Source organism: Hahella sp. CR1, from assembly GCF_029813005.1.
Taxonomy (GTDB): Bacteria; Pseudomonadota; Gammaproteobacteria; order Pseudomonadales; family Oleiphilaceae; genus Hahella.
Genome location: NZ_JAPELK010000001.1, coordinates 486168 through 509853 on the forward strand (window position 1 = coordinate 486168; position 23686 = coordinate 509853).

Below are 23686 nucleotides of genomic sequence, written 5' to 3' on the forward strand. Positions count from 1 at the left end.
CGTGATTTCGCCGCTTAATTTACCCGATATTGAATTTCTTCCGTGATGACAGGTTGGGCTCCGTCCGTAAAGGCGATTTCCGCTCTGGTGGAAAAATCGCCCTTGGACAGCTTCCAGTTGTAGGTGGGCTTGTCAGTGGTGGCGATCAGCTGGCCATTGATGAACCACTTCACGCTTGCGATGTTGTCGGCTTCGGTCAGGGCGAATTCGAAATACTCGGATTCATCCGGAATTCGAGGGTCCATCGCCATCAACAGGCCCTTGCTGGGTTTGCGAATCCTCACTTCACCGGTATCTTTATTGATGTCTCCCGGTGTGGTTCCAGGTAGAAACCACTCGTCCCGGGACTCACAGCCGTTGTCGGCCAACTCCCCGGTGCTGATGCAGACAGATAGCTTTTGCAGATTGTTGCTGAGATAAAGCGGCTTCACTTCCCGGTTTTTATTCAACTCATTAAATACTGAACGCAGTACATACGCTGGCCCCATGGAGCCGGTGACTTTGTTCATCTCCGCGTAATCCAGATTGCCCATCCATACGCCTACGGTGTATTTGTCGTTGAAGCCCACCGACCAGGCATCCCGATAATCGCTGGAGGTGCCGGTTTTGACGGCGGTTTGATGAGGGAAGTTCAACACGGAATCCCAGCCAAACTCTTTCTCTCTCGCCGCCGGGTCGGACATGATATCGGCCACCAGGCTGGAGATATCCTCGGACAGCACGCGATGCCCCTGGTAACCCCGACCGCCCTCTGTGAACGAGAGAGGTCTGAAGTCGCCCATGCGGGCCAGAACGGAATACGCCTGCACCAATTCGAAAAGCGTCATCTCGCCGTTGCCCAGGGCCAGGCCATCGCCATAAACGTTGGGGTGGCCGGACAGGCTGTCTACGCCCAGATCGTGCAGGAAGTTCAGAAACTCACCCGGTCCTACGTATTGAATGGCCAGGACGGCGGGAATATTGAGAGAGTTGCCGAGGGCTTCCCGCAGTGAAATGCGGCCGTAATAACCTCGGCTGTAGTTGTGATAGGTGTGCATGCCCAGCCCGACGCTCTCCTGCAACGGCGAATCGTCCAGCATGGTGGCGGCGGTCCAGCCTTTACGGATTGCGCTGGCGTACAGCAGAGGCTTTAGGGTTGAGCCGGGTTGGCGAGGCGTAGTAATCGCATCGATACGATTGAAGGGCTTGTCGTCGCGACCGGCATAGCCCACCACCCAGGACAATATCTCGTTGCTCTCATGATCAATCACCAGGACGGCGCCGTTCTGAACACGGTAAGAAGCGAGATTATCCAAACGGTTGTCCAGGGTTTGCTGGATCTTGGTCTGCAGTTCCGTATCGATGGTGGTGTAGACGGCGCCGTTTTCCAGGTTTTGCGCGTTCAGCCGGTTCTCTGCGAAGCGAATGAAGTGAGACAAATCATAGTGGATGTCCGACTTCTGCAATTCCAAAGTTTGCGCTGCAATGGCGGCGCGTTCATCGTCATCAAGCTCAAGCCTGTCCAACAGGTTGTCGATGGCCCGGTTCAGGTTGCGGAGCTGACGTTGCGGGTCCAGCCAGCGCGGCGACCGCACCAATACCGCCAGCGCCAGCATTTCCTTGTAATTCAGCGTTGAGAGATCGCGGCCGAAGTAATACTGCGCCGCCTGTATGACGCCGCGGCGGCGGGCGGAGTAGGGAACCTGGTTCAGATAAAACTCAAGGATTTCGACCTTGGAGAATTGCGCCTCCAGATCGGCGGCTTCAAAGCCCTCTATCCAGCGCGACCAGGGCGTGCGCGGCCGCGGATGCAGCATCCGCACGACTTGTTCGCTGATGGTGCTGGCGCCGCGCACCACGCCGCCGGACATGACGTTCTGGCGCGCAGCGTTGAGTCGCGCCAGCCAGTCCACGCCGCCATGAGAGAAGAAACGCTTGTCCTCCGACAGGACAAACGCCCGCCGCAGGAATTCGGGAATATTATGGAAATCGTTGACGTCGTAGATATTCCACTCGTTCTCGTAGGTGATGTTCAAGCGCTTGCCGCGCCGGTCCAGATAGGTGTTCTTACTGGCGCTTGCAATGACGGAGGAAAGATCTTCCGGCAGAGGTTTGATGGCGAAATAGGTGGCCCCGGCTAGGGCGGCGCAGGACAGGGTGACTGTCACTGCGACGCCGGCCGCGAGCTTTTTCCTGGCGCGCATCAGTTTTTTCAACATAGGCGCCAACTACTCCCCCACATTCAACGTGGCTGGCAACCCTTTGCCGTAGACGTCGGGGTCGTACATCTCTTCTGCGTGCACGGGCATGACGCTGAATTCGCCTTCAGCTATGGCCTGGGCCGTGTAGGAGAGGAAGTAATTACCCGCCGGCAGATAGTCTGCGTAGAAGCGGGCTGAGTCATGGCGCAGCTCTTTATGATAGAAGCTCCAGAAATAACGTCCGTAGTAGGACCAGTCCGAGAAAGTGTAAAACCAGGAGCCATCCGCGGCCTTGAACTCGCCTTTATCCGCATCCACCTGTGACGCGGTGGCCAGATCGGCGTTCACCGGCTCCAGGCCTCCGGGGATAGGGTCGTTCACCACCACGAAATGGCGGGCGGTAGGAATGGATACGAACAGATCCACTTTCACCAACTCGCCCCGGCGGATCTGCATGGGGCTCTTCAGCAACTCGAACTTGCCGTTGCGCTCAACGGAATATTCCCGACGAATTTCAATGCCGGAGTTGATGCGCGCGGCGTTGTCTTCCTTCAGGTCGTAAGCGATACGGGCGGAGTAGTACAGCCTGCCTTCCCCTTCTTTTTCAATTGTGAGGGTGGCGGCTTTGCCCGGATCAGCAGCGGTCAGAGGACGACTGACAGTCTTCATGGGGTCTGATTTCTTGTTAAAGGATGCAGATCCCAGGTCCTTGCCGTCAAAGTTGACGGAGACTTTCATGGCGGGGTCTTCCTTCTCATAAATCGACGCGTAATTGACCAGCGCGTTCAGACAGAACACGTTCTCCTGCGTGTTTTCCCAATGGTCTCTGGAGCCGCGGCTCTGCGTGATGCTTCTGACCAGTTTGAAGGGGATGTCGCCGATGGCGGCGCCCATGCCGCCTTCGGTCTGTGCGCCAAGCAGGCTGCTCAGAATGGCGCAGTTGGAGCGCAGCGGCGTCGCCAGGATATAGCTGTAGCTGTCGTCCCAGGGCTCATTGAACTGGAACTTGCCGCCGCTTTGACTGGCGTGACTCAAAATATCGTCCATGGATTTGCTCACGACACTTTGCGGAACATGCTCAGTGCGCACTGCCGCCTGCAGGAAGTGGGCTTTGCCGAACAGGTCCATTTCCGGCGTGTGGCGCTCGTAGCGACTGACGTCGCTCTGATCGATCTTGCCAGCTTCCGCCAACGCCGCCAGGGCCACTGCCCGCACAGATGAGGACATGCCTTTGCTGTAGAAGGTGGGGAAGCTGTCCTGACGCAGCAAGGTCAGCAGATACTCATGCAGTCGCTGTTCCACACCGACGGGTACTTCGTGCCCACTGGCGCGCATCCAGTTGAACGCCATGGCGGTGTAGGCGGACAAGTAAGGACTGACGTAAGCGTTGGACGCCACCCAGTAAGCCATGCCGCCATTCGGGGCCTGGAAGTTGGCGGCGGCGTTCATGGCGCTGTCGATATCTTTCTGCGCCTCCGGCCATTGCGTATCCTCGGCCAGATATTCCTTCAGCTCCAGATAGGAACGCGCCATCGCGGCTTTGGTCAGGCGTTGTTCCCAGCACATATAGGGGTAGTCTCTGATATAGGCGAATGCGCCATCCAGATTGCCGATGACGGAAGGCGACAAGACAGCGCCGATGTAGCCGACGTCTTCAAATATGCCTTCCGGAACCTGGACGTTTTCACTGACGCTGGCTGCCGTGGTGGTCCCATAGGTCGCCGCCGTTTCCAGTGAACGCCTCTTGTTCACGATGGTTTTGTGCTCCAGCGCGTCCGTATCTAGCTGGTCGCCGCCTTTAGCGGTGAAAATTAGTTCACCGCCGCCTTTGGTGTCGATCGGCAGCCAGATATTTTCCCGTTTATACGGGCCGATTTTCAGCTCGCGGGTGAATGCGTGTTCCGCGCCTTCCGCCAGAGGACCTTTGACGCGAACATCCATCTTGATGGTGCGTTCTTTGTCGGTCCGGTTCATCACGTTGAAGCCGGCTTTGAAGCGGTCGCCTTCGATGACCTGATTAGGCATGACCGGGCGGATCTCCGTCGGACGATTCACTTTGAAGGTGACGTCGCCCAGTCCCATACGATCCTCCTTTGTCACCGCAAAGGCGAAGATGCGCCAGCCGGTGAGGTTATCGGGCACTTTGAACTCGATTTCCGCTTCGCCGTTGTCATCGGGCTCGATGGCCGGATTCCAGTAACTCACGAATTTGAATTCGTTACGCAGTTGCGCGGAAGCCGCGCCGCCGCCGCCAGGGTTGGCGCCTTTTTTCTCGAACTTTTGACGACCCACCAAGCGGCTGATCAGGTTGTAATTGTACACATCAGGCTGATCAAGACGGTTAAATCCGGCGTAGGGATCGTAATAGTTGTCGCCGCTGCGGTTGAGCGCGAGAACGGATTCGTCGATAACCGCCACCGCAATTTCGTAGCCCTCAGCGGGATCGGTTTTCTTGCGGTTGATGCGGATTTTCGCCTTCACCTGCTCGCGAGGCTTATACACCTCTTTGTCGGTAGCGACGCTGATATCCAGCTCTTTCAACGGGTCTACTACCTTGGCGGCGACGTAGCCCATGCGATAGCTGGGTTTGCCCAGATCCACATGGCCCGGCCCCAGCGGTTTCTCCACCCGTGGCGACACCACGACGACGGACAGGTAGAAACCAGGCAGATAGTCCGCTTTCACCGGCACTTCGATGACCGGCGTGCTGGAATCCAGGGTTTGCACCCAGCTATCGAGAATGCCGTAACGCTCTATTGATATGAGCGCTTTGGCGCCGGGGAAGGGGTTTTTGATCAGGTAACGGGCGGTATCGCCGATTTTGAACTTGGTCTGCTCGGGAACGATCTGCAAGGTAGCGTCGTTGCTCTGATCCCACACCACGGAGCCGCTGCCGGTCACCCAGCCGTATAAAGTGGTGCTGTGTTCCCGGTTTTCCGTGTCCTTGACGGTGGCGACGAACTGATAATACCCCGGCTTCTGCGGCTTGAATTCGCAGGTGGCGGCGGTTGTATCGCTCTTCAGCTCGCATTGGGTTTCTTCCACCCACTCCATGATGTTCTGCGTCAGATAGGCGTTGCCGGGACCTTTCACCCGTGACGCCTTGTACTCGCGGTGATTAATGGCGATGCGCACAGGCGCGCCAGCGACTGGTGCGCCGCTTTGATCCACCACTAAGGTTTCCAGACGCGCAGACTCGTCTTTTTTATACAACCACTGAGTATTGCGCAGACCGACATAGCGGGTTCTGCCGGCGTAATCCGCTGTCGTAGAGGAGGCCACAAACTTGCCGCGCTCATCCTTCACCGCCGCTTCCACCATCAGGTTGCCGTAGAATACGCCGCTGTCCGGCAGGGTAAAGGATTCCACGTACTGACCGGCGTCGTCCAGCTGACGACGAATATCGAGCAAGTTGCTCTCGCCGCCGGCGTTATTGTCTCCGCCAAACGTAAAGCCTTTGGCGACCGGATTGCTGCTGGAAAACTCTTTTGGGGTCAGCTTGGCGGTCAGGCGTACTTCCGCTTCCGTATAGGGGCCGCCAGAGTGCAGCGTGGCCAGAGAGGTGACTTGCACCGAATCGTTGGCGCGGAATAGATTCCCGTTCAGTTCGGTCTTCACTTTGAATGGAGAAGGCGTAAAGTCGCTGACCAATACGGTCACTGGCGTCCAGGACGTTTCCTGCACTTCACTGCCGGAAGGCGCGTTCAGGGTCAGCTGGAACTGGTGCCAGCCGACGGCGCCCTGTTCCTGTAAGGTGAACTCGCCGTCGAAAGCGCCAAACTTGTTCAGGCCGATGTTGTTGCGTTCGTAGACGACCTTGTTCTGCGGGTCGAATACTTTCAGAGAGTAATTTGACTCGTAGGGCTCAACCCAGTGCTTGTTGCTTTGCTCGCGCACATAGATTTTGAACTGCACTTTGTCGCCCAGTTTGTAAACGCCCTGGGCCGTGGTTCCCCAGGCGTGGGCGTGACCGCCCTTGCGCTGCAGGCTGGGATAAAGGTCCCGATCCCACACGGAAAAGTTGCTGTTCAGAGGCACGATGGCGATATCGCCCGCTTGCTCCACTTTCACGAAGAAGCCTTCCCGGTCTGCGCTTCTGCCGCCGTAGATGCTCTCCAGTTGCGGGTCAATCTGCTCCAAACCAGGCATTGACGCCATGCCGTTGGCGTCGGTTTTGGCGGTGATGTTCAGGTTGCGCAGGCCGGGCAGGTTTTCGTACGAGCCGAACCACAGAGAGACGTTGGCGTTAGCCACTGGCTCGCCGCTGCTGAACGAGGTCACCCAGGCCATGGAGTTGAAGTGGCCGAGTTTGAAGTGCACCTGATAAGGCGTGACTTCCGCAAAGATCTTGGGATCGTAGTACCAGTCCGGTGGCGTCGGGCTGGGTGTGAGGGAACCGAACAGCACGCCGCTGGCGTCGCCCAGAAGATCCCTGACGCCCATGGGAGTGGCGTAGGAAATGTCTTCCGCCGGGGCGACGGGAATTACTTTTCTCTGATTGCGTCCGGATTGGTTAGCGCCCAGGGAGTTGTAGGCGATATCGATTTTGTTCAGGTTGGTGACGTACAGAGGCACGTCGCTTTCCACGCCTTTTTCCAATACCGCCACGTCATGGGCCACTTCAAGTCTGGGCTCCCGGTGACCGGTGAAAAAGTTGAAGCTGACTTTGTTGTTCAGTTTGCGGCCGAACTCGTCGGTCAGGTCGCTGATATTCAAATTAATGGCGTACTTTTGATCCGCCTTCAGTAGTTCCGGCAACCAGACCTGGTAAAAACGTCCGTTACGATGGGGAGAGGTCAGGTGAGTCCAGTCCTGGGTATTTTCCCAAGGATCATAATCTTTACGACCCCCGTTCAGAGGCGGCTCGAAAGTCACTTGGTTCCGCACCATGGAATTGGTCACTGGCGAGGTGAACAGCAGCGCCACTGAGCGCAGTGGGGCGCACTGGATAAACTCCTCATAGCCTTCGCGCATGGTGAGCAAGAGATCCAGTTCTATGTCCATTGCTTCGTTTGCGCCCGTGGGGGTGCAGCGAATGCCGACGAAACGGAAGTCTGGGTAGGTGTCGAACCGTTCCAGTATCCGGTTTTCCGCACCCGGCTCAGAACCTTCGCTGGAAATCAGGCCAGGCTTGATCTGCAAGGTGATGTTCTGATCCAGCGGCAATTCTTTTTTCGGCTCGATGACCCAGACGGAGCGGGCTTCGTCGCCATCTAACTGGGTCAGTTGGTCGTTGACCTTGGGCTGCTCTTCGTCGTTGGCGATCGCCATCCACCAGGGTTGTTGGCGGGGAAGGTTGTCTGGATAGGCGATGACGTTAACTGGCGGCAGGCCGGTGCTTTCTGCGCTCATGGTCAAGGTTTTTTCCACGGACGACTTGGTGACCGGCTGGTTGAACGTTATCTGAATCATCGGCGCGCCAGGCGACAGCCAGTTGACGAACCGCTCGTAGGTGACTTTGGGACGAGCGGTGGTGAAGCTGTGCTCCACTGGCTGTTTCAGCTGCGCGCCGGTAACGGTTTTGATGCCGGGACGCATGGTGATTTCGTAATAGGTCGCCTGCTGCATTTTGTCTTCATTGCGCAGTTGGCAGGCCAGCGCGCTGGTATTGAGCCAACGCCATTCGCACTTGAGCGCAGGGGTGATGGTGACAGGAATATCTTTGCTGTCCCGTTCCATGCGACCGATGGGAACCACGGGACGGTCGAACTGAAACACCACTTGCTGGGCGGCGGGGACATCCGCGCCGCTGGGAGTAATGCGCATGATGCGAAGTTCGCCGTCAGCAGGCTGGCTGGAAGAGTCAAACGCCAGCATCGCTGACAATTCCGCATTGCGCTGACGATAGCGGCCAAGCAGGCAGGACTCGCCGGCGTCGCCGTTCAGGTCGCAATCCCGGTTGCGGTTTCTTAACCACTCCCTTTGTTCGGACTTCAGTTTGTCCTTGGCGCTTCCGTCCAGGCTTTTCATGACATTGCCATACAGCTTGGCGAGTTTGGCGTCTTGGGCGGCCAGGGCCTCCGAGTCGCAGATGATGTGCTCCACCTGCTGTGACGCCTTGGCGCAGTTGAAGCTGGGCTGCCCGGCCCAGGTCAGGCCGCTGGCGCTAATAGCGAGTAGAAATAGAAAACCGGATCTTGCGCTTGTCATGTCCTTGTAAAACCCCCGGAAGACGCGTGAGCGACAATGTTAGGTGTGTGCCGAGCCTCCCAGCCCTTCAGTCGTATGAGGCGTAGACGAATTGAAAGCGTACTACGGATGAAGCGCGGGAATATTTGCTGCAGGCGTTAAATGACCCTATGAACTATTAATCAGGCGGACAAACAGCGTCCTTCTATTTGTCCGCGACGACAGGTCCTGCCTATGTCAGAGCCTGTCTCCCGCGGCTAGCCGCCGCGCAGGCGCATCCGTGCACCTGATTATTAACGGGCCAATATCATTGCCATGTTAATAATGAGTATAACCTGCATTTCAAAATGAAAGGGGGCGCATTATGGCAGAAAAATGGCGAATTATGGCGCGGAAATTTGTTGTTTTTTTGCTTCAAATCCAAATGCTTATCTCTAATCTAGGGTCGCCGGATCATACCAGCCGCAGTGCTCGAAACCCGCGTCGCAGCAGGCTTCTGCGCAGGCCAGTATGCGTCCGTCCGCAAAGTAGAATATGCCGCTGTAGTCGAAGCTGAAGGGAGTGGAAACGCCATCGAGTTTGATGGCGCCCGTTATAGAGCAGCCGGAGATGGAGTATTCATCGTGTATCTGGCGATGAGTGACGAACTCGCCGGTTTGCAGTATGTGCTGTAAATCCTCGGGATTAACGGGGCCGCACTGCAAGCCATTGAGGTCGGTGATCTTCGGCTGTAGGCGCAGTTCGGAAAAAGTCGGATTCTTTTGGGGGCGGGTAAGCGCAGGGTCGGCGGCGCAGGCTGCGAGCCCCAGCAACATGGGCGATAACACAGAAAACAGGCGTGGAGACATGAGGTCGCTCCTAAAAGTCCGCAGGGTATACGAACAGGCTGATATGAATGATATTCACCAGGAAGTGCAGCAGCACCGACAGCCAGAAATTTTGCGTTTTGTAGTAAACCCAGGCGTAGCAATAGCCCGCCAGGGTAATCAGCGCCATACGTAGCGCTGCGCCCGGGCCTGTATGGAAGTGGGCCAGCCCAAACAGCGTTCCCGCCACCCACACGCCCCATAGTCCCACTTTGTTCAGATTGGCAAAGCAGGAAACAAAACTGCGTTGCACTAACAGCCTGAAAAAAGTCTCTTCGGCGATGCAGGTCACCCAAAGATTAAAGAATGCGAAGACCAGGATATAACTTCCGGTCTTGGGGTCCAGATCAACCCCCAGTAGCGCACCAGTCCCGAAAATAACCACCAGGGAAGCGGCGAGCAGAGGCCAATGGCGACGCAGGTCGGCGCCGGTTTGTCGTAATGTAGGGAGATAGGGAAGAAAAAGGGCGACCAGCAGCAGTCCCGCCAGCGCTTTATCCAGTTTGGCGCTCAGCGCGAACGGCAAAGTGGCGGCGCCGAGATGAAGAGTGGGTATCACCGTCTGATGCGTGAATCCTGGCGTCAGATGCAGCGCTAACGCCAAGGACAGCACTGCCGTCGCCAACCAGGCCAGCGCCTTTTTCCAGCCGGACAGCTTCAGCATAGCCAGCCCGGCGGCCCATAACGCCGTCAAGGGCAGTAATGCGATCCAGGTTGCGAGACCGAAATAAAATGCGACCCCCAGCGAAGCAGCGGCGGGAAGCGTCCAGGCATAAGCGGGAAGCTGGCTGGAGCGCGTCGCCATCAAGCTGGCCAGTGACAGGGCATAGAGGCTGAAGACCCAGATAACCGCTGGCGTCAGGGTGAACGAAACCATGTCAGAGTTGATCTCCGTAGTAGAGCGGGGCGCGAGAAACGCAGGTTAACGGTTGCCTGAGTTTGATGCTATTTTTAATTCTGTAGACAACACTGATTCACCTATAAGTTGAGTAGTCCCCATGTCGCTACACGCCAGTATGAACATCACCGATCAGTTGATGTCCAGGTACTCCCCATTAAGTCAGTTATCCAAGAAATACCTGAACCAAGTGATCAAGCGCAGCAAAGTCATGACCTTTGGCGGTGGAGAGGTCGTTTTCGATAAATCCGCCAAGCGTACCGATACTTACTATCTGCTCAAGGGCGCGTTGAAAATAAAGAAGAATATTATTTCCTCCACCACCATCGACAGCGCTGATCCGGATTGCCTGTTTCCCTTGAATGGCAAGATGCCAGAGGGCGTGACGGTGACCGCGCAGGAGCCGGGCCACATGCTGGCGGTGGACGGCGTATTCCTGGATCGCGCCCTGGCGTGGACGGAAGCGGAAGCCAGGCAGGATCAGGAGGAAAAGGCCGCCAAGGCGGAGAAAGTCCAGCAGCCGCCGCTGCAAGTGGAACAAGAGGAAGACGTGGCGGAAGTCGTTGAAGAGGACGGCGCGGATTTTGACGAAGCCTACTTTGACTGGATGGCCAGCCTGCTGGAATTCCCTCTGTTCTTTAACCTGCCGCCCGCCAATGTGGAAAAAGTGTTCGCCCGCTTTGAAAGGATAGAAGTCAATAAAGGTCAGGTCATTATCAAAGAGGGGGACGAGGGCGATTATTTCTACCTGCTGATCGAAGGCGGCGCGCGAGTGCTCATTGGAGGGGACGAAAGCAAGCCCATTCGCGTCAGCAAAGGCTCGTATTTCGGTGAAGAAGCCTTAGTGTCTGATACCGTACGCTCCGCCACGATTATCATGAGCGAGGACGGCGTGCTGGCGCGACTGGATAAGAAGTCTTTCCAAAGCCTGCTACATGACCCGCTGGTGAATTATGTGTCTCTGGCTGAATATCGCAAACGGGCGGCGGAAGATTCCAAATCCACTCTGCTGGATATCCGCTCCACCGCGGAGTTTGAGCATTCCCCTCTGCCCAAGTGTCTGCATGTGCCTCTGGCGGACCTTCGCGACAAAATAGCCGGCCTGGACAAGTCCGCCACCTATTATCTGTCGCAGGAAGGCGGACGTCGCAACGACGTCGCCGCGCATATTCTCTATCAAAACGGAATCCAGGCTTTCGTCATCAGGGACGAGTAACACAAACAAGCTGGTTTCCCTCACTGCGCTGGGGTAGATTGCCGGTTCCTTGAACCAACGCAGTCTATCCCATGAAAGTTGTTCTCTCCCTGCTGCTGGGCGTGCTCTTCTACGCCGGCTCCGCCTTTGGCGCGACTCCCGACTTTGCTGATTTTGAAAAGGAAGTAACGCGTCTTTATCAGAAAGAGGTGGCGCCTTTATCCAGTCTTGATACTGCTACGTTTAAGCGCGCAGAGGACTTGATTGCGCTTTGCCAGTTCATAGAAAACGCGACCTACCTTGAAGACCTCTATATTGAGCCCGCGGAGGAAGATTACTCCAAGTGCCTGGATGAACTATCGTCCCGATACTCTTCGGAGCCCGTCACTCAGTTGTATCTATTGGAAAGCGAGTATGGCGAATCTCTATTGGATAAGGCTGTGGAGCTAAACAGAATTGCGCTTGAAGATTGGGATGCTACGGATATCGCCAAGCTGTATGAGCAACTGGCGTACTCCCTTCGTTATGACAAGGAATATAAGGCTCAATCAGTTGTTTATGCTGTGTCCGCCTTTCAAAAAAAGCCCACTGTGCGGCTGGCGGAGGCGATTGTTGATTATTACGCAAAGAACAATGAAGTAGAGCATGCAAAGCTTTTTGCGGAAAAAATCATACCGATGAGCTTTTCTGAAGAAGAAAGAACATTGGCGATTAAAATTTTCGTTAAAGCCGGCTTGCTCGAAGAAGCCGCGAAAATATTCGCTATTCTTGATGAAGAAAAGCGAGGAAATCTACACACCTTATCGCACGCCAGATTGTTGGCGCACCTCAAGGAAAGTGCCGCGTTACGTGAGTTGATGCAAGAGAAACTCGATAGCGCCTACCACAGTAAGAGTCCCGAACTTAGCGCTATTTGGCTCGATTATGAGGTTGAATCCGGCGATGAAGAGAATGCTGTCAAAGCCTATCGCGCCTTTGCGGTCGGTCATTACTCGAGAGACCCCTTTTTGCTGTATTGGTTCGACCTGGCGACAAAGTATCCTGGGGCGGCCGCACAACTATTCGTCGAAAACCCTCAAGTACTTTTATATAGCCTTTGTCGTTATTTGGCTCTGGCTCTAGCGCCGTTGTGCATATTTTTACCAGTGCACTACATAGGGCTATGGCGGATGCGCAGGAACAAGTTCCTAAACTCACCGAATGAGCCAATATTTAGTGGGTGGGGCTTGGCTCAGGCGTGGCTTTTACTGGGACTGGTATTAGTGGTTTCCAGCGTTTTATATGAGTACTTCTATCCCGGAGCGACCAGCCAAAAGAATGTGATGCAGGCGCCCAGCGGCAATGGTCCGAATTATATGGTGATCTTTGTTCTGGTTATGTTTGTCAGCGTCATTTGTGTGACGGGGAGAACTTTACGCAGAGGAATATTCCATAGCTATCGCCACGTTTTACTTGGAATTGTGACACCCTTAGCGTTAGCGGTAGGGCTGTTGTTTATGACGCCGATACTGTGTCTTCCTGATCTGAAATTAATCGTGATCGCAGATGTCGACGACTATATCAAGTCCACTTATGAGGCCTATGGATTAGCCGTCAGCCTGCTGCTGTTCGGCGTCATGGTTCCAATATATGAAGAAATTCTATGTCGGGGAGTGATCCTCAACGCTACCCAGCGTTATGTCGGCTTTTGGTTCGCCAACATAATCCAGGCCGCGATTTTTATGTCGATGCATAGTAACCAAAGCCTCTATCCGTATTACTTTGTTTTAGGGTTTATCGCTGCGATCTTGTATCGCTACATTGGAGGTCTCTATGCGCCAATCCTGATGCATATGGCTGTTAATTTTATTGCTGTGACAACATTGGTTTTCGGCGTAGTTGCTGATAACGGCGTCAAATCTCAGGCGCTGTTGGAATGTGAACAAGGCGTGCAGAATGCGCAGCATGAAAAGGCGTTTTTAAGCTGTTTCCCTGCCGCGCTGCAAGGTGAAGCCGAAGCGCAAGGCTACATTGCGGACTTATATCTCACGGAAAAATTTGTTGTTAGAAATCTTCAAGAGTCCTATTCGTGGTATGAACGCGCTCTGGAAGGAGGGGATGAGCGTATTCGAAATAATTTTGCGTGGCTGCTGGCAACGTCGAGCAATTCATCCATCCGCGATGGAAAGCGGGCGATCGCCATAGCGGAAGGTATTCCAAATGAAATGCGAAATAGCTCGGTGCTTGATACGTTAGCCGCAGCCTATGCCAGTGATGGACGTTATGAATCGGCGGTATCTTTGCAGAAATCGGCTATAGAAAAGCTTAAGGAAGACAATTCCGATGCGAAAGATGTCCTCGAAAATATGGAAAATCAGTTACAGCTTTATCGTGAAGGAAAACCAATCGTTCATGAGGTAACGCTCTAGCCCCCACGCCGCTCCCGCCAGTCCCCCTTGTGCTTTAACAGGCAACTTTTTAAATCTTGCGCGCCGGTGGTTTTCCACCGGCCTTTGCGTTCGATGATGTAGTAGGAGATTTTGGGTAAGTCCTGAATGGGGATGGCGGTCAGGGCGGACGGAATATTACAGCAACCATTGACGATGCTGACGCCCACCCCCAGCTTTACGAAGTGCAGCATCAGCTCCCATCCGCGCGCCTCCACAGAAGGCGTCCAGGCGACGCCGTTATTCATCAACGCCTGTTCTACCGCCATGCGTTGCGGCATGCCTGGTGGCGGCAGAATCAGCTTCTCGCCGTTCAGGTCCTTGAGGCTGAGTTGCCGTCGTTTCGCCAGCCTGTGTGACCTGGGGACCGCTAAGGTCTGCTCCACTTCCGTCAGCAAGGTCAGCTCCAGTCCCTCCGGTTTTGCACTTAACGCAGCGACGCCGAGATGCGCCGATCCATCTTCCACGGCGCTGATCGTCGCTCCTTTATCTGAGGTTATCAGGCGTAGTGGGTGCTCACTTATGTTTTTGAAATCCTGAATCGCCATGCCCAGCAAATACAGAAAAGCGCCTTCCCCAGCGGCGAGCACAACGGGCTGCGCTGAACCGCCATGGCGAAGCTCTTCAAAGAAGGTGCTGGAGCGATCGCGTATTTCTCTGGCGAAGGTCTGTACTTTTTTGCCTTCCTCCGTCAGCACCAGTTCCTTGCCGGACTTGCGATAGAGCGGCGTCTGCAACTGCTCGGACAACTTCTTTATTTTCACGTGCAATGCGGGCTGAGAGATGTGTAGGCGTTCGGCTGCGTGAGTGAAGTTCATGCACTCACTAAACACTAAAAAAGACTCAATCCAGTCGCTTTTCATAGTTCCATTTTATTCAGGGCGCTGCTCATTAATGTGGCTGGCGTTAGGGTTCGGAATAAATGGCCAACTATAACTTATTTATATAGTCGCTACATAAACAATAGTTCTTGTCTAGAGTCTGCGCCGATATGATTTCCACATGAATACGAGAATAGAACATATACACAAATTAGGGGTCGATATCGGCCGAGTAATTATCTCTCCCGTGAAAGATGGGAAGTCCGACACGGCGTTTTTATCGGGAGGCATTGAACAGGCGCTGCAGACGCCGCCGGCGGAAGGGGCGATTGAAAGACTGACTCGCCTGGTCGAGGTGTTTGAAGGGCGGGTCTGGCTGGTGTCCAAAGCGGGTAAGAACACTCAGCACAAAACGCGGCTGTGGCTGGCGCATCATCGGTTCTTTGAGCGGACCGGCATGTCAGCTCATCACTTGCGGTTTTGCTTTAAAAGGCACGAAAAAGCAGGGCATTGCGCTGAGTTGGGTCTGACCCATTTTGTTGATGATCGCCTGGATGTCTTGCGACATCTGCAAGGGCTGGCGCCGCACCTGTACTTGTTCGGCGAGCAGCTTAAATCACAACCAGCGCCCGATTGGGTTGAGCCTACGTTGAACTGGGACGAAGCATTTACCGCGATCTGTCGGTCACTGGATTGAAAGAGCACGAGCAAGAGCAAGAATAAGAGGAGTCATCACATGTTTACCGCATTGAATACTCCCGCGTTTCAGCGGGACTACGCACAGCTGGCAAAGGTAACGCTTAACCCGGAAAGGCATACGGCGGAGAATGCATTGACCCACTGTGAAATGGTGGCGTCCCGGGCGCTGCAACTGGCGGATCTGAATGGGTGTCCGGAGCAAGAGAAGCGAACTCTGGAGGCGCTGGCTAAAGTACATGACATCGGCAAGATCAACGGCTCCGCCAATCCGGAGGAGTCGCTTAAAAATTTATCGTTATACGGTGAGTTTGAGGAAAGCTTTGTTAATCTGGTGAAGTACCACGACATTAATTTGCCTTGGTATATCTCCAAAACCAAAGGACAACCGCCCAGCGATAAAGCCTGGCGGAAGATGGCGTTGAAAGTGGACGTACAGTTATTGTGTCTGTTCATGATCGCCGACCGCGTCGATTGCCCCGGCGGCTGGACGGCTAACAAGGCGCTGACGTGGTTTTTAGAGGAGGCCGCGGCGCGGGGATATTATGCGCCAGTGCTGACGCAGTAAGGCGGCGTCCGCCGCCAGTAATTCTCGCCCTGGTTCAGTCGCCCCTCCATTGTCACAATGTTCAACGCGTTGTTGTCTAATATTAATCAGGCAGACAAATAGCTTCCTTCTATTTGTCTGCAACGACATGGCCTGCACATGTCAGGCCATGTCTCCCGCGGCTAGCCGCCGCGCAGTCGCATCCATGCGCCATATTAATAATAACCACAAACATTGAGCGCCAGGGAGTTGGCCTGATATGAAACATTCCCGCATCACCGTCTTTGCTGAGCTGGCCTACGCCGCTGTTTGCTATCTGGCCGCCGTGGGGGCGATGTTTTATTTCATCGCCTTCATTAATGGGCTGCCGGTTCCGAAGGCCATCAACGATGGGCCTGCATTAGATATGACGACGGCGCTTTGCCTCGACTTGGGCTTGATTGCATTGTTTGGGGTTCAACATAGTCTGATGGCGCGCCAGTCTTTCAAACGCTGGCTGACGCGGCGTATTTCTCCCACGATTGAGCGTGCGACCTACTGTCTGGCCACGACATTGGTTTTTGCGGTGATCTTTTATTTCTGGGCGCCGCTGCCCACGGTGGTCTGGTCGATAGACGGAGGGTCGGCCAGAGTATTCTTTCTGACTTTGGCCTTCGCTGGATGGGGCGTGATGTTTCTCGCCACCTTCATGCTCGATCACTTTGAACTGTTTGGCCTGCGTCAGCCTTGGCGTAAATTTCGGGGACAATCGGCGCCGGCGTCTGAATTTCGCGTCACCCAGTTCTATCGCGTCGTGCGTCACCCCATTCAAAGCGGCATTCTGGTGGGTATGTGGTCTACTTCGGTCGCCACGGTGGGGCACTGTGTTTTCGCCGGCGGCATGACGCTCTATATCCTGATCGGGCTGTATTTTGAAGAGCGGGATCTGGTCCGCGAGTTTGGGCGGACCTATCTCGATTACAGGCGGCGCGTCGGTATGTTGTTCCCCTTGCCGAAGCGGGAGAAAACCGACGCGCGCCGATAGAGGGCGTGTTCGCCAGCGAGAGGACTGTTAAGCCTGAAGTTCGGCGAACGCCTCGCGGGTCAGGTTGCGGCTGCGTCCTTCCTGCACCACCACGTTGTCTTCGATGCGAATGCCGCCGTAAGGTTTTAAGGTGGCGATCAGGTCTAAATCACAACCATGTCCGGCGATATTGTTCACCATGTTATCGAGCAACATGGGAATGAAGTACAGCCCCGGCTCAATGGTGATCACCATGTCTTTTTCCAATGTGCGGGTCAGACGCAGGAAGGGCGCTGATTCGTCCGGTTTACGCAGGGTTCCGATTTTATCCTGTTGATGGCCGCCTACGTCATGCACCTGCAGACCCAGTAAGTGACCCAGACCATGCGGGAAAAATACCTGCGGGATGCGCTTGTCCAGCTGCGCCTCCACGCCATGTGAGCAAATACCGGTCTCATGCAGAATACTGGCGACGCCCGCCAGGGTGGCCTGATGCAATTCGCTGAAGGCTTTGCCATGCACGGCTTGAGCTGCGATGGACAATTGCAGTGTGTTGACCCGCTCGATCAGCTCTGCAAACAGGCCCTGGCCCGCCGTATAAGTGCGGGTGATATCGCTGGCGTATCCTCCAAAAGCGGCGCCGGCGTCAATCAGCAGCGTGCGCACGGCTTCCGGTTGCAGAGGATTTTTCTTTTCATAATGCAGCACCGCCGCATTTTCATTCAGCGCCACAATGCCGGGATAGGGCTCCTGATTGGACAACTGTCCGCTGGCGGCGAGGAAATCACGATAAACGTCGCATTCGCTTTTACCCGCCAGGAACGCGGCCTGGGCGGCTTTATGCCCCGCGGCGCCAGCCTGGTTGGCGCGCCACAAACAATCAATTTCGAACTCGGTTTTATAGGCGCGCTGATAATTCAGTCTATGCAGCAGCGCTTCCGGGTTGACGCTCAGATTCGGATTAAGCCCCGGCGCCTCGTTATATTCCGGGCCAATCCAGGCGGTTTTCCCGCTGATCTGCGGCAGCCATTCCTGCAGGGAACTGACAGGCTCTATGCGCCACTGATCGCTCCAACCGCCCTCTGGAACAGCGTGCACCACGTGCCAGAAATCCTGTTTCGCCGGCCATAACAGGCGCGGAGTTTCGCCACGCTGAAGGTGGATAAACACATCCGGCATCAGATCGAAAGGCGCCCACTGTTGCGCCATGGCGTAGGGATGAAAGGGGTGAGAGTGGTCGTCGCCAAAATAATAGGTCAAGCGGCCTGACGCCAGGATGACGCCGTCGAAGTCCGTCTCAAGCAGAGCCTGATCAAAGCGCTTACGCAGGATAGATAAATGGTTTTGATATGCCGAATCACTCATTGAAAAAGCCTCTGCCTGATCCCGAAAAGGAACAAGTCTACTCTTGTTGGCGCCGTGCGTGAAAGTGGGGCGTCCAACTCGCAAAGATGCGCTTTTGCTTTTGGATTACGGAAGCCTGTCACAGTAATAGTTAGAAGATTTTTTGCGCAACGCATACAATGCGGGGCGCAATCACAGATTGCCATGCAAAAGCACAGCCCCTTTTCGGTTTTTAGTATCCCGCCGTTTGTGCTGTTCGCCGGGTATGAAGCAGGCACGCTTAATTTTTATGTCTAAATTTTCTGTACCTATAAAACGTATACGCCAAATTGAGCCGCACCCGAATGCGGACGCCATTGAGTTCGCCGTAATCGACGGCTATCGCTCCATCGTCAAGAAAGGCGAGTTCCAAGCCGGGGACCTGATCGCTTACATCCCAGAGGCTTCGCTGTTGCCGCAGTGGCTATTGAAAAAACTGAATTTCTGGAACGCCGAGAAGGGCGTTGGACGTCTGAACGGCAAAGACGGCAATCGTATTACTGCGATCAAACTGCGCGGTGAGCTGAGCCAGGGTGTTTGCTATCCCGTGCATATGGAAGGCGATACCGCCGTGATTGAACACAGCGACGGGGATTCTGAGTTGATGCGCTTGAGCCCGGTGGAAGAGGGCCAGTGCGTTGCAGAGCTGTTGGGCGTACAAAAATATGAGCCGCCGATTCCCACTTCCATGGCGGGTGATATTTTCAACGCGGGACAGCGCTTAACGGTCCATTTTGATGTGGAAAACTGGAAGTCCTATCCGGATATTCTGCAGGACGGCGAAGAAGTGGTTTTCACCGAAAAACTGCACGGCACATTCACTGGCGTCGCCATTCTGCCGGAAAAAGACGCTCGCCCAGAGGCGTTTGGCGTTAAGCGCAACGTGTTGATCTTTTCCAAAGGTCTGGGCGCCAAAGGCCTGGTGCTCGCCAATACCGATGGCAACAGCGCGAATGTCTACGTACGCGCCACTACCGGCATGGTGGCGGTGATCGACGCCTTGCTGGCGAGCGGTGAATTGCGGGTGGAGGATGAGCCCTTGTTTATCCTGGGTGAGACATTTGGTCCGGGCGTTCAGGATCTGGCGTATGGCAAGGAACTCGGCTTCCGCCTATTCGCCCTCGCCAGCGGCTACCGTGGCGCCCAACGCTACCACGACTTCGACGAACTGCAGGCGATGGCGGAGCAACTCGGCGTACAAACCGCCCCTGTTCTCTACCGCGGCCCGTTCTCACAGGAAGTCATGCAAGCATTCACCGACGGCGCCACCGAACTCGACGCCGATCACATCCGCGAAGGCATCGTCATCACTCCGACCAAAGAAAGACGCGACCCGGAACTCGGTCGTGTCTGTTTGAAGTCCGTGAGCGCTGCGTATTTGTGCCGGAAGGGTGGGACGGAGTTTAGTTGATGGGCAAAAGGGGGAGACCGAGTCATACCCCTTTTTCTACTTATCTGTGAGATATCCTGGAAGCGGCTTGTGGGGCTAACTAAACCTGGCCTCGTAACTTCGGGCCCGCAAACTGACGTAATCATCCACCGCCCCGGACAAAATGAAGAGCCGGGGCTTCATACGCCACTCATAAACGCGATAGAGCTTATAAGACGCCGCCATCTCTTGGGAAAACGTAAGTTCGCGGTCGCTGATATAAAACGGCTGATACTTGCCTGAGTTGGTCGTCTTCACTTCGACATATAATTCTTTATTCTCCACAGGGTCGAAGCTGAGAATATCAAAGCCCAAACCGTCGCCTTGTTCTCTGCTGGTCCATTCTACTTTTTTAGCGAGATCCGGCCGTCCCAGATTCGTAAGACGATATTGTTCAAACTGAAGTACAAACTCCTCACCTTTTTCTCCCAGCCTGCGATTGTTCGCCTCTTTGGCGGCGTAATTGGGTTTGCGTGCGAGGTAGGGACGTTTTTGCTCTGCGGCGGCGTGTACTCTCTCTGGAATATCGTGATCCAGAACGGAACTCCAGTCGACAATGCCGGTATTGGATTGGGGCTCGACTTCTGCGGACTGATGGAGAATATCGATTTCCGTCTGGTTGCCCGCGAGGTGGGCCAGAATGGTGGTTTTCAGCGACTTTTGATAGTTAAAGGCCGGCTTGTAGCCCAGGATATAAGGCAAGTTCAGTTCCACTAGAACTGCGCTGATATTTTGATGTTTGAATTCAATAGCGCCCTCTGAGCGGTTATCGAGTTTGCTTTGCAGTAACCTACGGTGGGCTGCTTTGGTATAGGGTTCAGACCTCAGCTCCTTGTTGAGCATCGAAAAGTAATCCTGAACGACCGCCTCTCGTTCCAGCCAGTCCCAACCATCGCCCTCACTTAGAATGCTTTTCCTGCTGCTCGCATCAATCTTGAAATTCTTCTCAAGAGCTGCTTTTAGAAGCTCCCGGACGAAACTACTTTGCATTAATTCGAACAGTTCATCATCCAAAGAGACAAAGGCGATATGTTTATGGATCGCTCCTGGTCCGGACAGGGCCATCTTGGCGCAGTTTTCTCTTTGCCCGGGCTTTGGATGATGATGCCAAATTCCACTGCTACGCAGGTGAAGATAAGGCCAATGAGGGTTATTGCGGTCTGCACTGGTCTTTAGTTTGTCAAACTGGCGGGTAAACGCTTCAGTCAGCGTAGCGTCAAAATAGATGCGGTTTTCTTGTAGCTCGTCTTTCTCGATCAGCTCCATTACCGCCAGCAACATAGCGATTTTATGTGGGCTGGTCGCGCCTTTTCTACGATTAGGATTCAGCTCGCTGAACTTTGCTTCGTAGTAGGCCAGGCTCATGGCTTCTCCCTGAATACAGCCGTTGTCCACTCAACGTTTGCGCGTAACCCGATATCTTTCGTTGAATAAATCCGCGCTTGTTCAAAGTTTTTCATTTCGATTGGATGAAAGCGTCGTTCTTGCTCATCGGCGATATTTCGCCATGTAATGACGATTACACCGCCCGGAGCTTGCAGTCGCCTTAGCCTTTGCAAACTTTGAGTCTGTTGCGCAGGTGTAAGGTGCATCCACACCGCGCTAACCAGAATGAGGTGATAGCTTTTACTGTCGCAAAGCGTCTCCAAACTTGGAAGCGTATCCGACAACCATTGAATCTGACTCTCACCGTGTTGCGCGATGGCCTTAGCGCGAAGTTTGTCCGAAGGTTCAATGGCGGTCACGCTCCATCCCTTATTCGCCAACCATCCTGCATCGCGGCCGGAACCCGCGCCGACGTCCAAGGCGCGCTCGGGAGTTGCGGGCAGGTAATCCAGCCAGGCTGCATGCACTTGTTCGAAGGGCAGGCTTTGATATTGATGAAACAATTGCTCGCTATTGAGGTTGTAGAAATCGGTAGAGGAGAGTTGTTTGATCATTACTTTTTTGTCGCGGAATAACGAGGACAGCGAGGCTATGAGATGGTTAATACCATAAGATAGCGTCAGTCCCGACCAAAGGCGTACTTTTTGTTTATAGCGGTAAGCAATAACCCGCCTTACATTTCCCTCTATCCTTGGTTAATCTGATTTGTCTCTGGCTTTACGCCGCACTTTCCGGGCGCCATGCTTGCGCCGGTCGCTCTTTGTTCTTCGCTGCTTACACTGATAACCCTGTTGTTTGATCCGATGGATGTGGATTGTTTCTATGCTGAGTTTGTTTGAAAAGTTTATTAAGCCCTTTCCCCCTGAGGAACCGGAGCAGCCGCCTACTGGGTTGTTTGCGTTTTGCCGTTATTACACGCGGGGAATGGAGATTCCGTTATTCCTGATGTCTCTGACCTCCGCGTTTCTGGCGTTTTTGGAGGTGTCCCTGTTTGGGTTTATGGGGCAGTTGGTGGATTGGCTGGTGGACAAGAATCCTGAGACGTTGTTTCAGGAGGAGGGCGGCCGTTTACTGATCATGACATTGGTGGTTCTGGTGGGCCTGCCTATTGGGGTCTTATTCCGGGCGTTGTTGATTCATCAGACATTGCTGGCGAATTATCCCATGCAGATTCGCTGGAAGGCGCATCGTTATTTGCTTAAGCAGAGCGTGTCTTTCTATCAGAATGACTTTGCTGGCCGCATCGCCACCAAGGTGTTGCAAACCTCTCTGGCGGTGCGGGAAACCGTGATGAAGCTGCTGGACATCATGGTGTACGTACTGGTGTATTTCAGCACCATGCTGGTGATGATCGGCAATGCGGATACGCGCTTATTGATTCCCATGATGGTTTGGCTGGGCGCTTATGTCTGTCTGCAGCTTTACTTTGTCCCCAAGCTCAAGCGTAACTCCATGAAAAACGCGGACGCGCGCGCTGCGATGACGGGCCGTATCGTTGATAGTTACACCAACATCACTACCGTAAAACTGTTTTCTCACACCCAGCGGGAGGCGGATTACGCACAGGAAAGCATGCAGGGGTTTCTTACTACTGTGCGCAGGCAGATGCGTCTGGTAACAGGCGTCAACGTTAGTGTGCATACCCTGAACTATCTACAGACATTCGTGATTACCGCGCTGGCGATCTGGCTGTGGACGCAGGGGGCTCTCACGGTTGGAGCCATTGCGATTGCGGTGAGTCTGACGCTGCGCCTGAATGGCATGGCGCAATGGATCATGTGGGAGGTCAGCGCGCTATTTGAAAATATCGGGACGGTGGCGGACGGCATCACAACCTTATCCAAGCCGCAGGAAGTGACGGATCGACCCGATGCCGCGACGTTACAGGCGACCAAGGGGCATATCAAGTTCGACAAAATCGGCTTTCACTATGGCAAAGGCGAGGGCGTCATCGACAAATTGTCCTTGGATATCAAGCCAGGCGAGAAAGTCGGCCTGGTGGGGCGTTCCGGCGCCGGTAAATCCACCCTGGTGAATCTGCTGCTGCGCTTTTACGATCTGGAGCAGGGACGCATTCTTATTGATGGCCAGGATATCAGCGAAGTCAGCCAGGAGAGTTTGCGTGAGCATATCGGTATGGTGACCCAGGATACCTCGCTACTGCACAGGTCTGTACGGGATAACATTCTCTATGGCCGTCCCGACGCCACGGAAGAAGAGATGATCGCCGCCGCCAGAAAAGCCGAGGCCCACGACTTTATTCTTTCCTTGTCGGACCCTCAAGGAAGGAGAGGCTACGATGCTCAAGTCGGCGAGCGCGGAGTGAAACTTTCAGGCGGACAGCGTCAACGTATCGCCATCGCCCGCGTCCTGTTGAAAGATGCGCCGATCCTGATTCTGGATGAAGCCACTTCCGCCCTGGATTCCGAGGCGGAAGCAGCGATACAGCGCAGTCTGTATGAACTGATGGAAGGTAAAACCGTTATCGCCATTGCGCATCGTCTTTCCACAATAGCCGCTATGGATCGCCTGATTGTGCTAGATGACGGTGAGGTCATCGAACAGGGCTCACACCAGGATTTGATCAATAGCGGCGGTATCTACGCCCAGTTATGGGCGCATCAGACCGGCGGGTTTTTGGGGATTGAAGAGGGGGAACTCGTTACCTGAGCTCATGGGTCTGACTCAATGCATCCAGCGATAAACGGGATGCATTGGTTGGACTTA

General features: G+C 54.5%; 15 protein-coding genes. 7 read left to right on the top strand and 8 right to left on the bottom strand.

Annotation, left to right across the window (positions count from 1 at the left end; genetic code table 11):
- Positions 1-14: 14 nt before the first annotated feature.
- From ONV78_RS02170 to ONV78_RS02185, 4 genes are all read right to left on the bottom strand, one after another.
- Entirely contained in the window at positions 15-2198 is a 2184-nt protein-coding gene (locus ONV78_RS02170) for a transglycosylase domain-containing protein (protein WP_279500712.1), read from the bottom strand.
- Between the two features lie 9 nt (positions 2199-2207).
- Complete coding sequence (locus ONV78_RS02175; protein ID WP_279500714.1) at positions 2208-8330, bottom strand: alpha-2-macroglobulin family protein; 6123 nt, start codon at positions 8328-8330, stop codon at positions 2208-2210.
- Between the two features lie 413 nt (positions 8331-8743).
- Positions 8744-9157: a hypothetical protein gene (locus ONV78_RS02180; RefSeq protein ID WP_279500716.1), complete on the bottom strand. Its 414-nt coding sequence runs from the start codon at positions 9155-9157 to the stop codon at positions 8744-8746.
- A 10-nt stretch (positions 9158-9167) separates the two neighbouring features.
- Entirely contained in the window at positions 9168-10052 is an 885-nt protein-coding gene (locus tag ONV78_RS02185) for a CPBP family glutamic-type intramembrane protease (protein ID WP_279500717.1), read from the bottom strand.
- 121 nt (positions 10053-10173) lie between these two features.
- On the opposite strand from ONV78_RS02185, the gene ONV78_RS02190 reads away from it, so the two are divergent.
- Positions 10174-11289 carry a cyclic nucleotide-binding domain-containing protein gene (locus ONV78_RS02190; RefSeq protein ID WP_279500718.1) on the top strand — a complete coding sequence of 372 codons (1116 nt, stop codon included), beginning with the start codon at positions 10174-10176 and terminating at the stop codon, positions 11287-11289.
- A gap of 71 nt (positions 11290-11360) precedes the next feature.
- On the top strand, positions 11361-13676 hold the full coding sequence (locus tag ONV78_RS02195) for a CPBP family glutamic-type intramembrane protease (protein WP_279500720.1): 2316 nt from the start codon (positions 11361-11363) through the stop codon (positions 13674-13676).
- On the opposite strand, the gene ONV78_RS02200 is transcribed toward ONV78_RS02195, so the two are convergent.
- Positions 13673-14557 (bottom strand): LysR family transcriptional regulator, encoded by an 885-nt coding sequence (locus ONV78_RS02200; RefSeq protein WP_279500722.1) that lies wholly within the window; start codon positions 14555-14557, stop codon positions 13673-13675. The genes ONV78_RS02195 and ONV78_RS02200 overlap by 4 nt on opposite strands.
- 139 nt (positions 14558-14696) lie before the next feature.
- Here ONV78_RS02200 and ONV78_RS02205 point away from each other — a divergent pair, with 139 nt between their 5' ends.
- From ONV78_RS02205 to mddA, 3 genes are all read left to right on the top strand, one after another.
- On the top strand, positions 14697-15212 hold the full coding sequence (locus tag ONV78_RS02205) for a hypothetical protein (RefSeq protein WP_279500724.1): 516 nt from the start codon (positions 14697-14699) through the stop codon (positions 15210-15212).
- A 39-nt stretch (positions 15213-15251) separates the two neighbouring features.
- On the top strand, positions 15252-15779 hold the full coding sequence (locus ONV78_RS02210) for an HD domain-containing protein (RefSeq protein WP_279500725.1): 528 nt from the start codon (positions 15252-15254) through the stop codon (positions 15777-15779).
- Positions 15780-16017: 238 nt separating this feature from the next.
- Positions 16018-16782: a methanethiol S-methyltransferase gene (gene mddA / locus ONV78_RS02215; RefSeq protein WP_279500727.1), complete on the top strand. Its 765-nt coding sequence runs from the start codon at positions 16018-16020 to the stop codon at positions 16780-16782.
- Between the two features lie 27 nt (positions 16783-16809).
- Here the strand turns inward: mddA and pepQ are convergent, their stop codons facing one another.
- On the bottom strand, positions 16810-18126 hold the full coding sequence (pepQ, locus tag ONV78_RS02220) for a Xaa-Pro dipeptidase (protein WP_279500729.1): 1317 nt from the start codon (positions 18124-18126) through the stop codon (positions 16810-16812).
- A 268-nt stretch (positions 18127-18394) separates the two neighbouring features.
- Between pepQ and ONV78_RS02225 the strand changes: the two genes are divergently transcribed.
- On the top strand, positions 18395-19555 hold the full coding sequence (locus ONV78_RS02225; protein WP_279500731.1) for an RNA ligase (ATP): 1161 nt from the start codon (positions 18395-18397) through the stop codon (positions 19553-19555).
- Between the two features lie 75 nt (positions 19556-19630).
- Here the strand turns inward: ONV78_RS02225 and ONV78_RS02230 are convergent, their stop codons facing one another.
- Complete coding sequence (locus ONV78_RS02230; RefSeq protein ID WP_279500733.1) at positions 19631-20938, bottom strand: DUF3883 domain-containing protein; 1308 nt, start codon at positions 20936-20938, stop codon at positions 19631-19633.
- On the bottom strand, positions 20935-21513 hold the full coding sequence (locus ONV78_RS02235) for a class I SAM-dependent methyltransferase (protein WP_279500735.1): 579 nt from the start codon (positions 21511-21513) through the stop codon (positions 20935-20937). The genes ONV78_RS02230 and ONV78_RS02235 overlap by 4 nt, the downstream gene beginning before the upstream one ends.
- Before the next feature lie 268 nt (positions 21514-21781).
- Here ONV78_RS02235 and ONV78_RS02240 point away from each other — a divergent pair, with 268 nt between their 5' ends.
- A complete protein-coding gene (locus tag ONV78_RS02240; protein WP_279500736.1) occupies positions 21782-23629 on the top strand; it encodes an ABC transporter ATP-binding protein in 1848 nt (615 codons plus the stop codon).
- Positions 23630-23686 lie beyond the last annotated feature (57 nt).

Bases quoted from the DNA above. Each gene is read 5' to 3' on its own strand.
- ONV78_RS02180 (WP_279500716.1), bottom strand. From the start codon at position 9,157: ATGTCTCCACGCCTGTTTTCTGTGTTATCGCCCATGTTGCTGGGGCTC.
- pepQ (WP_279500729.1), bottom strand. From the start codon at position 18,126: ATGAGTGATTCGGCATATCAAAACCATTTATCTATCCTGCGTAAGCGC.
- ONV78_RS02210 (WP_279500725.1), top strand. From the start codon at position 15,252: ATGTTTACCGCATTGAATACTCCCGCGTTTCAGCGGGACTACGCACAG.
- ONV78_RS02185 (WP_279500717.1), bottom strand. From the start codon at position 10,052: ATGGTTTCGTTCACCCTGACGCCAGCGGTTATCTGGGTCTTCAGCCTC.
- ONV78_RS02195 (WP_279500720.1), top strand. From the start codon at position 11,361: ATGAAAGTTGTTCTCTCCCTGCTGCTGGGCGTGCTCTTCTACGCCGGC.
- ONV78_RS02230 (WP_279500733.1), bottom strand. From the start codon at position 20,938: ATGAGCCTGGCCTACTACGAAGCAAAGTTCAGCGAGCTGAATCCTAAT.
- mddA (WP_279500727.1), top strand. From the start codon at position 16,018: ATGAAACATTCCCGCATCACCGTCTTTGCTGAGCTGGCCTACGCCGCT.
- ONV78_RS02200 (WP_279500722.1), bottom strand. From the start codon at position 14,557: ATGAAAAGCGACTGGATTGAGTCTTTTTTAGTGTTTAGTGAGTGCATG.
- ONV78_RS02225 (WP_279500731.1), top strand. From the start codon at position 18,395: ATGTCTAAATTTTCTGTACCTATAAAACGTATACGCCAAATTGAGCCG.
- ONV78_RS02190 (WP_279500718.1), top strand. From the start codon at position 10,174: ATGTCGCTACACGCCAGTATGAACATCACCGATCAGTTGATGTCCAGG.
- ONV78_RS02205 (WP_279500724.1), top strand. From the start codon at position 14,697: ATGAATACGAGAATAGAACATATACACAAATTAGGGGTCGATATCGGC.
- ONV78_RS02170 (WP_279500712.1), bottom strand. From the start codon at position 2,198: ATGTTGAAAAAACTGATGCGCGCCAGGAAAAAGCTCGCGGCCGGCGTC.
- ONV78_RS02235 (WP_279500735.1), bottom strand. From the start codon at position 21,513: ATGATCAAACAACTCTCCTCTACCGATTTCTACAACCTCAATAGCGAG.
- ONV78_RS02240 (WP_279500736.1), top strand. From the start codon at position 21,782: ATGCTGAGTTTGTTTGAAAAGTTTATTAAGCCCTTTCCCCCTGAGGAA.
- ONV78_RS02175 (WP_279500714.1), bottom strand. From the start codon at position 8,330: ATGACAAGCGCAAGATCCGGTTTTCTATTTCTACTCGCTATTAGCGCC.